This is a genomic window from Flavobacterium sp. MDT1-60, assembly GCF_014844035.1.
In the GTDB taxonomy this organism is placed as follows: domain Bacteria; phylum Bacteroidota; class Bacteroidia; order Flavobacteriales; family Flavobacteriaceae; genus Flavobacterium.
This window is the reverse complement of sequence record NZ_CP062159.1, coordinates 4,182,046-4,193,920: the sequence shown is the minus strand read 5'-3', so window position 1 is coordinate 4,193,920 and position 11,875 is coordinate 4,182,046. Positions and strand designations below refer to the sequence as shown.

The 11,875-nt window shown below is 34.1% G+C and carries 11 protein-coding genes; 2 read left to right on the top strand and 9 right to left on the bottom strand.

From position 1 onward, the window contains the following. Positions 1-130: 130 nt before the first annotated feature. The 6 genes from IHE43_RS17600 to IHE43_RS17575 all read right to left on the bottom strand — a co-directional run bounded on the left by IHE43_RS17600 (position 131) and on the right by IHE43_RS17575 (position 5,274). On the bottom strand, positions 131-745 hold the full coding sequence (locus tag IHE43_RS17600) for a hypothetical protein (RefSeq protein WP_192185114.1): 615 nt from the start codon (positions 743-745) through the stop codon (positions 131-133). Between the two features lie 9 nt (positions 746-754). Continuing rightward, entirely contained in the window at positions 755-1,999 is a 1,245-nt protein-coding gene (locus IHE43_RS17595) for an ATP-binding cassette domain-containing protein (RefSeq protein ID WP_192185113.1), read from the bottom strand. 19 nt (positions 2,000-2,018) lie between these two features. Beyond that, a complete protein-coding gene (locus IHE43_RS17590; RefSeq protein ID WP_192185112.1) occupies positions 2,019-2,873 on the bottom strand; it encodes a sulfurtransferase in 855 nt (284 codons plus the stop codon). 11 nt (positions 2,874-2,884) lie between these two features. After that, the gene (locus IHE43_RS17585; protein WP_192185111.1) at positions 2,885-3,709 is read right to left on the bottom strand and encodes a ThuA domain-containing protein; all 825 of its coding nucleotides are present in this window, start codon (positions 3,707-3,709) and stop codon (positions 2,885-2,887) included. A gap of 18 nt (positions 3,710-3,727) precedes the next feature. Further along, positions 3,728-4,117 carry a DUF1398 domain-containing protein gene (locus IHE43_RS17580; protein ID WP_192185110.1) on the bottom strand — a complete coding sequence of 130 codons (390 nt, stop codon included), beginning with the start codon at positions 4,115-4,117 and terminating at the stop codon, positions 3,728-3,730. Between the two features lie 164 nt (positions 4,118-4,281). Further along, on the bottom strand, positions 4,282-5,274 hold the full coding sequence (locus IHE43_RS17575; RefSeq protein WP_192185109.1) for an alpha/beta fold hydrolase: 993 nt from the start codon (positions 5,272-5,274) through the stop codon (positions 4,282-4,284). A gap of 267 nt (positions 5,275-5,541) precedes the next feature. Here IHE43_RS17575 and IHE43_RS17570 point away from each other — a divergent pair, with 267 nt between their 5' ends. Further along, the gene (locus IHE43_RS17570; RefSeq protein ID WP_192185108.1) at positions 5,542-6,234 is read left to right on the top strand and encodes a hypothetical protein; all 693 of its coding nucleotides are present in this window, start codon (positions 5,542-5,544) and stop codon (positions 6,232-6,234) included. Between the two features lies 1 nt (position 6,235). Here IHE43_RS17570 and IHE43_RS17565 read toward each other — a convergent pair whose 3' ends face one another. Both IHE43_RS17565 and IHE43_RS17560 read right to left on the bottom strand, forming a co-directional pair. Next, positions 6,236-7,078, bottom strand: a complete 843-nt coding sequence (locus tag IHE43_RS17565; RefSeq protein ID WP_192185107.1) for a maleylpyruvate isomerase N-terminal domain-containing protein — start codon at positions 7,076-7,078, stop codon at positions 6,236-6,238. A gap of 7 nt (positions 7,079-7,085) precedes the next feature. Then, entirely contained in the window at positions 7,086-7,946 is an 861-nt protein-coding gene (locus IHE43_RS17560; protein WP_192185106.1) for a mechanosensitive ion channel family protein, read from the bottom strand. Between the two features lie 374 nt (positions 7,947-8,320). Between IHE43_RS17560 and IHE43_RS17555 the strand changes: the two genes are divergently transcribed. Continuing rightward, complete coding sequence (locus tag IHE43_RS17555) at positions 8,321-11,314, top strand: LamG-like jellyroll fold domain-containing protein (protein ID WP_225585189.1); 2,994 nt, start codon at positions 8,321-8,323, stop codon at positions 11,312-11,314. An 81-nt stretch (positions 11,315-11,395) separates the two neighbouring features. On the opposite strand, the gene IHE43_RS17550 is transcribed toward IHE43_RS17555, so the two are convergent. Beyond that, positions 11,396-11,833 carry a thioesterase family protein gene (locus tag IHE43_RS17550; RefSeq protein ID WP_133507135.1) on the bottom strand — a complete coding sequence of 146 codons (438 nt, stop codon included), beginning with the start codon at positions 11,831-11,833 and terminating at the stop codon, positions 11,396-11,398. Positions 11,834-11,875: the final 42 nt, after the last annotated feature.

Genomic DNA, 11,875 nt, shown 5'->3' with positions numbered 1-11,875 from the left:
TAGATAATTTGTCAATTAAAAAATTAGATAATTTTTTATAAACACGAATTCCACTAATTTACACAGATTAATTTCTTGTAAATTAGTGGAATTTGTGTTTTAACTTAGTTCAGTAGATTCATATTACTGTTTACTGAATTTTTTTAATGGTCAAATCCATTATTTTGGCTTCGCCGTTGGTGAGGAAACCTAACTTTCCTTGTTCGCTTAGATTACTTTTTTCAATAGAACATTCCAGGAAAGTTTCGTTATTGACTGAAAAGTACAGTTGATTATTAGCAACTCTAATTTTCACAGAGTACCATTTGTTATTTTCTAACTTGATTGGTTTTTTGAATAAAGTTGGGCCACCATGTTTACCATATTCATCACTGTTTTTATTGTAAACACCTTTTCCAATCACGATATTTTGATCAATTTGATACAGATAAGTTCTGATGTATTTTTCTTTATCTATGTTTAACATTACCTCAAATAAAGATTCTTTGGTGATGTTTACTTTAAAATCGATTTCATAATTTTTAGGAAGCTGCTTTTTAGATTCTATAACTCCCCAATGCATTGGACCTCCATTTCCAATTAAGGTGTCTTTTTGCAGCAACCATTCCTTTGAATTAAAATTCCAATCTGATTTGAACTTAGAAACTTTGGTTATTTTGTATTCTTTATTTGCTGTCGAAATTGTGGTGGAACACGAAATTGTTATTAATGCTATTATTAAAACAGCTATTGATTTGATTTTCATTTTTGGTTTTTAGTTCAGTTCCGAATGGTATTTTATTTTGCCGATTGACCCAGTAGATGCTGGCAATAATTCAAAAACCGAAGTAGGAGCGAGGCCGGATTCTATTCGGTGCGAAACATATAAAATACTCACATTCGTTTCTTGTTTTATGGTATTGATAAGCTGAATTACCATATCTACATTTTCGTCGTCTAAACCTTCTACTGGTTCATCTAAAATTAATAATGGCGGATGTTTTAAAACGGCACGAACAATCAATCCAACTCTTTGTTGGCCGATGGAAAGATCTATAAAACGTTTTTTTCTTAAATGCGTCATCTCGATTACTTCAAGCCATTGCGAAACGATTTGTTTTTGGTGCGTGGTTGGTTCTATATAAAGTCCTATCGAGTCGAAGAATCCGGAAAGAATCATTTCTTCTAAAGTATGTCCTTTTTGAAATAAATCGGTCATGGAAGTGGTGAAGATTCCGATTTGCTTTTTGATGTCCCAAACGCTTTCTCCGGTTCCTTTTTTTCTTCCGAATAAATATAAATCCTGACCAAATCCTTTTGGATTATCTCCTGTTATCAAAGATAAAATAGTGCTTTTCCCTGAACCATTTGGACCGATCAATTGCCAGAATTCTCCTTGTTTGATTGTCCATGAAATGTTGTCTATGATTTTTCTGTCATCGTAACTTACTGAGACATTTTCCATTTTAATTAATACACTTTCCTGGAAAGTATGCGGTTCAATCGCTTTTGGAATTGCGGCTGTATTTAAAGTTTTAAAATGATGATCTTCTACTTTTGAAATTGGATGTAAATCAAACGAATTGTCTTTGATCTGCGCTTTGTTTGGAACAAAAGGAAGAATATCAACAACACGGTTTACGATTTGAATAATAGCAATAATATTTGCTAAGTCCTTTAGAGATTCTGCTAAGATTACTCTTGAAGCCTGGTCTAAATGATCAAAAGGATTGTCAAAAATGATAAAATCGGGTTTTTGATTGATACAGTATTTTAAAAATTCTTTTTTACGTTCGCCCGATGAAAAAGTTCGAAGTTGTCTGTGTGATTCCGGAGAAGCTTCTACCGAATCGTATTGATATTCTTTTTCGATGAATTTCTCAATTGCAATGTCTGAAAACAGAATTCCTTTTTGGTTGTTAAAAACGGCTAATTCTCCTTTGGCGTTGCCGGAAAGTAGTAGATCTATAAAAGCTTTTTTATTTACTAAGTTTGATAAAAGTATATCCCAATGTTGCATTTCTGTATTTTAAAAATAATTATTCTGTTTCTTTTGTAAACATTTCTCGATCGTTTCTCGACCATTCGCTCCAGGACCCCACATAAAGTTTCGGAATTTCAATTCCGGCATAATCTATTGCCAATAAAGTATGGCAGGCTGTAACACCTGAACCACAATGGATAATTACATTCTCAGGTTTTGTATCGCCTAAAAGGGTAGTGTATTTTTTATTTAAATCTTCAGCGGTTTTATAAAATCCATCTTCATTTAAATTTTCACTAAACGGAACATTGATAGCGCCAGGAATATGTCCGGCAATCAAATCCAGCGGCTCTGTGAGGCCATCAAAACGATTCTTGTCTCTAACATCAATTACTATGTTTTCGCTATTATTTCGTGCTTTTTCGACTTCTTCAATATCCGCTACAGCCAATTTCCAATTTGAAACTTTATAATCAGTTGGAGTGAAATCTTCCATTTCTGAACTTAAAGGAAAACCAGCTTTTATTGCTTCCTGCAAACCACCATTTAAAACCTGAACTTTTTCATGACCAATTGATCTTAGCATCCACCAGAATCTTGCTGCGGCGTTTGAGCCGTTTTTGTCATCATAAATAATGACGTGACTTTTTGGAGAAATTCCGAGTTTAGAAAGTACTTCGGAGAATTTTTCTAAAGAAGGCAACGGATGTCTGCCGCCATTTGCAGGATCTTTTTCGACAGTTGCTAAATCCCTATTTAAATCGACGTAACGAGCATCTTTTAAATGTTCCTTTTTATAGTTTTCTTCGGCATTGGCCCCGGCTCTGGCATCGATTAAAACAATTTCTGATGAATCTTTTAATTGCAATAAACCTTCGGGATTTATAATAGGAGAAAGTTTGTGTGACATTTTGAAATCATTTATTTTTTTGAATTTCCGAATAATTGTAAGGCATTCAGGATTAATTTATTTTGATTCTCATTTTCAAAAGTATTTGAAAGCGTTTTATTCGTTCCGTGTTCGTAATCAATATCATTATGCCCCATGTTTACATAAAGCATTTTATACTTTTTATTTGTCCAAACGACTGGATAATAACCGCTGTGCCAAATTTCATGAGTTTTTGGCCCGGTACCGAGCGGAAAACTGCTTTCGTCAATTGCCAGTAGAATTTTGATGTCTGGATTTTTTGTCAAATCGTTGCTCCATCGGTACCATTCGTTAGGCTGTGACGAAAAAGTTTTAGGAAGTCCTTTTGTTATCGGGTCCTGATTTTCAACTCTTAAAACAGCCGATGTTGGTCGCCAGGTATTGCTTCCGTATTCGCCGGAACCTAAGAAAGTATTATGATACCAATCCCAGTTTTGCGGATAAGAAGAATCATTTAAAGCAAAGGCCGAAAAATGAAATCCAATAAAAGCGCCGCCGTTTTCCATATATTTTTGAAAAGCTTCACGCTGACCAGGAGTTTCTGGTCTTGTGTCTAAAAACACCACCACTTTATATTGCGCCAAAAACTTAGCATTCAGATTGTCCCAATTGCTCGTTGAATCGTATTCAAAATAATTTTCTTCGGCAATTTTTGGAAACCATTTATTGGCTTCGTGTACAAAACTGATGTGTGCCTGATCATTTTTTGCAGTATAAAAAGCAATGACTTTAAATTTTGAACTTGTTTTTTTAGCTTGTGAAAATCCCAGAAAGCAGATAGAAAAAAGAACAATCAGAATATATTTTTTACGCATATAATTTTTTTAATGGAATTAGCCAGGGATTTTTTCGATCAATATTTCGTTTTGAGCCAAGTCAAAATAAGTACAGGTCATTTCGATAATATCAACTCTCCATTTTGCTATTCCACATTGTCCGCAATGATTGCAAAAAGTGATATAATCAGACTGTCCGTCCTGATGAGCAACTAAAAATTCGATAAAACGTTCTTTATTGACGGTTGTTGAAATAGGTATTAAATCATATTTTTCATCAGAAGCAGCAGTATAATTGTTTACACCATAATATTCAGTATGTCCGTCATTTACAAATGTATCATAACCTTTTACGCCTAAAATGATTAAGTCTTGTATGTAATTTGGAAAATCTGCTCCGCTTTTTACTTTAGCATGCGCTTCTTTGATTTGTTCTATTGTAAACATATGTTTTAGTTTTAAGGTTATTTAAAAAGGTTGCCACGAATTACACGAATTAACACTAATTTTTTATTGTGATGCATAGAATTAATTCGTGTAAATTCGTGTAATTGCTTCGCCTGTTCGCTACCGCTCGGGTCGTGGCAAAAAATAGTTTGTGGCGAAAAAAATTATTGTTTCAAAAATACAATTAATGGTTTTATAAATTGATCGAAAGATTCAATATGTGGTAAATGCCCTGTGTTTGGAACTTCAACTAATTTTGAATCCGGAATCGCTTTTTGTGTTTTTTTACCTAATTCGGCATAGTTTCCCATTGTTTTTTTGACTTCTTCAGAAACCAGATTTTTTCCTAAAGCCGTCTTATCTCTTGTTCCGATGATTAAAAGCGTTGGGCTTTTGATGTTTTTGAATTCATAAACGACAGGCTGCGTAAAAATCATGTCGTACAAAAGTGCCGAATTCCAGGCGACATGATTATAATCTGCAGCAGTTGTCCAACCGGCGCTAAGTTCAGCCCATTTTTGAAAATCGGCATTCCATTTTCCATCATAATAATTCTCCATTTGGTATTTTTTGATGGCTTGATAATTTTGCTTTAGCTCCGATTCGTACCACCAGTCTACCGGTTTATACGGAACAACCAATTTCCAGTCTTCTAAACCAATCGGGTTTTCCAGAACTAATTTTTCTGTAGTTTCAGGATACATTAGAGCAAATCTTGTCGCGAGCATTCCGCCCATCGAATGTCCGAGAATAGTTGTTTTTTCAACTCCTAAATGATCTAATAATTTTTTGGTATTCTCGGCTAATTGTTGAAAAGTATATTGAAAATTATCTGGTTTTGATGATTTTCCGAAACCAATCTGATCCGGAACGATGACACGGAAGCCTTCTTTGGTTAGAGCTTTTATAGTTGATTCCCAATAAGCACCGTTGAAGTTTTTACCATGAAGCAGTACGATATTTTTCTTGTTGTAATTTTCAGGAATTATATCCATATAAGCCATTTTTAAAGATTGGCGTTGGTTGCTTAGCTCTACAAATTTTACAGGAAAAGGATATTCGTAATTGGTTAAGTTAATGTCTAATGACTTAATATTTCCTTCTTGAGAAAAACAAAAAACAGAAAAAAACAGAAAAAACAGTTTTATAATTTTCATTTTTAGGCAGATTTAGGATTATGAACTATAAAATTACCGTTAACCATTTTGAAATGCAAAAATTAAAGTCTTAAAGTTATCAGAAAATTAAAATGAAAAATGATTCCATAGGTTGAATATTTATTTTGGGTTTTAATTGAATATAAGAAGTTGATTGCTAAAATATTACACTTAATCGAGTAATGTGGTAATTTGAAGGACTTCTTTTATTAACAAGAAAAATATCCGTAAATTAGAGTAAGAATGTTGTCTTCTAAATTTGGTATTATGAAAAAAACAATACTATTACTCTTGCTCACAGTCCCCACATTTGCCCAGGAAATCAACACATTTGATTTCGCCGTTATAAACTCTACATTAATATCTGCAAATATCGACCTCGATAAAGGCCGGAGCGTTGTCGCGGCCAATGAAAATCAATATTCGGCCTATTTTCAGTACGCATTTAATATGTGTGATGACGATATTATTTTTGGTGCCGGAATAGATAAGTCGGAAATTGACCGAACTTATATTGGTTATATCGGGAAAATTTGTGGTAAGTTCAGAGCTACGATTGGTATTGGTTATCTCGAATCCCGAAGCGGTTATGACGGAACCTTTACCGGTTTTAGTGTTTCCTGGCATTTTTCTGAAAACACTTATATTGGAGGAAACCTTGAAAACCTGCATTCAACAAGTGTCGATTACGAAACGGATGAAAGTTTTTATTACTATAAAAAACTAGTACCGAAGGTTTTTGCAAGTTATGAAGTTATTCCAAATGTTATTGTCTTTGGGCAGTTAAGCAGCAGAGTAAATGATATTGCTTTAAAATATCAGGTTCGTCGTTTTTCAGCTGGCGGATTTTATTCCGGACATGGAGTAGAAGGTGTTTTTGGAACCGTTAATTTGGGCCGATTTGCCATTTCCTGCAGTACGACTTTTGATAAAGTAAACTTTGGATTGAAGTTTCAGTAAATTATGCCATAACCGAAACCATATTCAAGGCAATTTCACCTAATTTTTTGTCTCCAATAATTTCAACTTTTTCTTTTGCTTCAGAAGGAGTTATTCCTTTTGAAAATAAAAGCCAGGCGTCTTCAGGACTAATTTTTACAATTGCAGTTGGATCTGCCTCAAAAGAAGTGATAAGTTTCCAATTTTCATCTTCTTTAATAATACTCCATTGGCTACCAATTTCGGTAGTTACAATTATGGAAACGATTGTGCCTTTTTCAGCCTTTACGTTTGCGTAAACATGAGGTAAGGCCTGCATAAAAGTATGAATGAAAGGATAGAACAAAGTTGTAGTTAAAAGTGCCTGTTTACCAATAGCATCTCTAATTTGCTGTTGATGCAGAAATTTTTCTGTGTATTCCCGGGCAATATGAAACCAGTTTAATGAAGTTACTTCGCCCGCCCATGCAACTGAAAATATCGCGTTTTCAAAAGGGTTTAAAGTTTGCAAATGCTCAGAATATTGCTTTCCTGTAGTTTCTAATAAATTAATTAAAACGGTTGGACTAAGTCTTTTAGTCGCATTTGTCCACGTCATATTCAATTGATTTAAAAAAGCAACCAAATCATCGTACGAGTTTATGTCTTCTGGATTTTCTCCAAAGAAATGATCTCTGGAAATCGACAATCCTCTTAAATTTCCATCTAATAAATGAGAAGCAATATCTTTTACCGTCCATTTTTTACAGACTGTTTTTGCATTCCATTCTTCCTCTGTTAATGATTTTAAAAGTTCGATTAACAATTCATCCAAAATTGGAAATAAATGTAAAGTTTCAATAGGTACAATTTCTGGAGCTTTCATAGCATCATTATTTGTTTTTTGAATCTTTTGATTCGTTTTTCAAAGTCACAACTCTTTGTGGATACGGAATATCAATATTTGCTTCATCAAAACGCTTTTTGATGCTTTGCAGTAAATCGCAATACATTACAAAACCATCTGTCGAATTTTTTGCCCACGCCCACGCTTTTAAAGTTACGCTTGAATCTGCCAATGCGACAACACGTGCCACAACTAAAGGTGCTTTTTGTTTCTTGGTTTCGGCAGTTCTGGTATCAATAAAAAGAGGATGTTTAGCAATTTCGGCTTTCATGATTTCTAATGCTTTTTCGATATCAGAATTGTAACCAATTCCAATTTCGATGATTTTGCAGGATTTGGTATCATGCATATTGGTGTTTACAATAATCTGATTACTTATGACTGCATTCGGAATTATGATTCGGTTATTTTCGGCATCTTTCAAAACTACTTGCCTCAAATTTATGTCTTCTACAGTACCAACAAAATTATTGATGGTAATTTTATCATTGATTCGGAATGGTTTAAAAATGACCAGAAAAATACCACTAACAATATTACTCAATGCTTGTTGAGAAGCCAAACCGGCAACTAAAGAAATCATACCGGCTCCGGCTAAAACGGAATGACCAATGATTTTAAACTCGGGAATTTGTATTAAAGCAAAGGCAAATCCTAAAAGGTAAATTACAGTTATGATGAGATGTTTTAAAAATTTGAATCCAGTTGCATCATAATCTTTATTGTTTTGTTTTCGGTATAAAAGATACCGAAGTAGTTTATCTGTTGTGGCGCCTAAAATAATTGTAGTAACAGCAATAATAGCGATAAAAATAAGGATTCTAAAATCTTTTAAGTAATCGATCATAAGTTTTTATTTTGAGGAAAAAAATCCAAAAACAGTTATCACTACTTTTTGGATTTCATAATTTATAACAAAATGAGTTTGGAACTACAGAGAAACAAAGTTATCAATTCCCTTTTTAATATTATAAAAGATTATTCATTCATAATTGTATGATACTATGTATGCCGTAATTTTTTTTCATCTTATTTGTTAAAGGAAATGTAAGAAAATAATTGATTTTGTGTTTTTATTTTTTCCAATGCGACAAACACATCTCTTTTATTTCGAAATATTTAATATATTGATAATTAGAATTGTAAATGCAGGATAGGACAGGATAGTAGCTCTTTTTCTTATAGGTAAATTGGTTTATAACCAATCTAACCTCGTTTATTATGAAAAAAAGTACTTTGACATTTAACCATGTGTTTAAAATTTTTATGATTTGTGGCTTATTTGCCCATCTTGGTAATTTAAATGCACAAACATTAGCATTTCCGGAAGCAACCGGTTTTGGACGATATACTACAGGCGCAAGAGGTTCCACAAATCCTCAAATTTATTTAGTGACCAATTTAAATGACAGCGGTCCGGGTTCATTTCGTGATGCCGTTAGTCAGGAAGGAAGATTTGTGATATTTCGGGTAGGAGGCATTGTTAATTTACTTTCTCAGGTCGTTGTAGCAAGTAATACCACTATTGCAGGACAAACTGCCACTGGAGAAGGAATCGTATTTTTAGGACCAAGAGTAACATTTACGGGAGCCAACAATACTATAGCGAGATATCTGCGTATTCGTTATGGAGGTACTGCCCAAAATCAGGATGCATCCGGACTTGCCAATGGAGCCAATATGATTTTTGACCACATGACTTTTACCTGGGGTACAGATGAAGTTTTTTCTATCAACTGGGATAATAAAGGTATAAGTCCGGATAATATAACAATTCAGAATTCTATTATTGGTCAGGGTATGCATCGTCATAATCATTCTGCAGGTGGATTAATTCAGCCTTCAGGTGGTAAGATCAGTTTAATTGGAAATTTATATATCTGCAATAAAACACGTAATAATAAAATAAAAGGTATTAATGAGTTTGTAAACAATGTTGTTTATAATTGGGGGAATTACGGCAATACCTATGGACATACAAAATCTGGGGATGCCTACATTATGGGTGGAGATTCTGCCGGAAGTTCTGATGTAAATATTATCAATAATTATTTTATTGGAGGTCCAAATACAAGCACTTCAATTTCTACACCTTTTAACAGAGGAAATGACAATTTCTCTTTATATGGCGCTGGGAATTATTTTGACAATAATAAAGATGGGGTATTAAATGGCACTTTAGTTCCTTCAGATTTAACCGGATATCCTACCGGAGATGCAGCAACGATTCTGTCAACTCCCTATGATTATCCGATGAAAACCCCCACTTTAACTGCTCAGGATGCCTATACTAAAATTGTTTCCGGTGTAGGAGCTTCTTACCCTAGACGAGATCAGGTAGATAACTTAATGATTTCAGACCTGATGTCTAAAGGAACAATAGCTACATATGTTTATGTTCAGACAGATTTAACGACACAGTTTGGTTTTATAAACGGAGGTGCCGGACATGTTTACGGTGCGCCAGCTCCATTAGATACAGATAATGATGGTATGCCAGATGCCTGGGAAGATGCCAATGGCTTGAATAAAAATAGTGCCGATGCCCTGGTAGTTAGTACATCACATGCACCATATCTAAACATTGAAGTATATATTAATGGATTGGCAAATGTAACTCCTCCAAATTTCATTATTCCACCATCAAATATAAATTTTACTAATGTGGCTTCAATGGAGGCTCTGCCATCTAGTTCGTTGACAATTAACTGGATTGATAGTGCAACAAATGAAAACAACTATGTAATAGAACGTTCTGCAAATGGTACCGATTTTACGGTAATTAGTACACAGGCAGCGAATACTACAAGCTATAATGATACAGGTTTACTTCCAAACACGCTTTACTATTATCGGATTAAAGCAATAAATAGTACAGAGTCTTCGGTATATGAAACGGCAACGATAACTACGCCACCTATTCCGTTGCCACCATCTAAAGCAAGTACTCCGGTTCCGGCTTCAGGATTTAATAATGCAGAACTGACAAGTGGTAACTTAACTTTAAAATGGAGCGGGAGTTCAAATACGGTAACTTATGCTGTATATTTTGGTACTTCTTCTTCAAATTTAACCAAATTAGGAGATGTTGCTTACTCAGCAAATCCATCTTATCTGGTTACTGGTTTAAGTCCGGCTATAAATTACTATTGGCGAATTGATGCTATAAATGATAAAGGAACAGCAACGGGCGATGTATGGAGTTTCAGAGCATTGACACAGGCTCTTGTAGGTCATTGGCCATTTAAAGAAGCGCCATTAGCAGGAGAGCAAATTATTGACTTAACAAGTTATGCAAATCATGGAGTATTAGATCCGGCTTTTGATAATGCCACTGTAAGAGTTACCGGAAAGGCAAACAAAGCAATAGATTTTTCAACCTCACCAAATAATAAGCCGATGGTTAGTATTCCAAATCAGGACCACTTATTATTTGACAGAAATTCGTTTACGTTATCATTCTGGATGAAAGCCGCACCTGAATCATTGCCAAGTTCCTCTTCAACGAGTATTTATGTATTATGTAAAGGCTCGTTTACAAAAAATACGACAACGGGTGCAACTGGTAAAAGATACAACATAGAGATTAAAGGTGGTCTTTTGCGTTTTGCCATAGATGATGATATCACTAAAAAAGAAGTAACTACAGCAGCAGCCAAATACTTTACAGGAGACTGGGTAAATGTTGTTATTATGAGAGATGTAATCGCTCATAAAATGAGAATATATACTAATGGTGTTTTTTCGGCAGAGCTTGATGAGACTGCTGTTACGGGTATTGGTGAAACAAGTGATTTAATAATTGGAAATATTGGCGAAATTGAATTGTCTTCTGGTACTGCTCCAGCACCTTATAAAGGGCAGTTTGATGAACTTCAACTTTTTAATTATCCATTAAATGCTACTGAAGTTACTGCCTTATTTACGCAAGAGTTTTTGGATACTGAAAAATTCAGCCAAAATAACAGTACTACTATTATATATCCAAATCCTGTAAAAGATCAAATTTTTATCCAGATTCCGGATTATAATTTATTCGATTTGACAGCGACTTTGGTAGATATATCAGGAAGAATTATTCTCAAAGAAAAAATTGCTTCAAATGGAAATGGAATTTTTGCATTAAACGTTGCAAATAAAAATATATCAGGAGTTTACATTTTAAATGTTTCGGGAGAAAATTTAAACAGCAACTTTAAGATTGTAACAGAATAATTATTTCAATTAATTATAAAACCAAAAGCAGCTAAATACTTAGCTGCTTTTGGTTTTATAATTAAAAAAATGACTTTAATTTTAAAGTCCGACAAAGTCATCACTTTTCGGGAAAATACTTAAAGCCTCAATCGCAATTTCAGGAGTTGGAGAAGCTAATTTACGAAGTTTAGTATCCATCCAGGCGCCATCAACCGTAATGACAGCACAGAGTGTATCATCTTCTCTTCTGAATTCGTGAATGATCGACCAGCGAGAAGCATCGGCTTTCATTTTGGATGTTTTGGTGTGAATAAATATCTTGTCTGAAAGTTTTAATTCTTTTCTAAAAACGCATTCTTCTCTAAATAAAACAGGACCAAAACCTTGTGTTTGCATCACTCTTAAAGTTAAACCCAGTTCTTCCAGGATTTCGATACGATGTTGTGCACCAAAATCGTAATAAGCACTATGACGAACGTGAAAATTAGGGTCAAGATCTGACCAGCGAAAAGAAATTTCTTTAATAAATGAAGCCATTTTAGTATTGTATTTTAATATTATAAAGATTGTTATTGAACA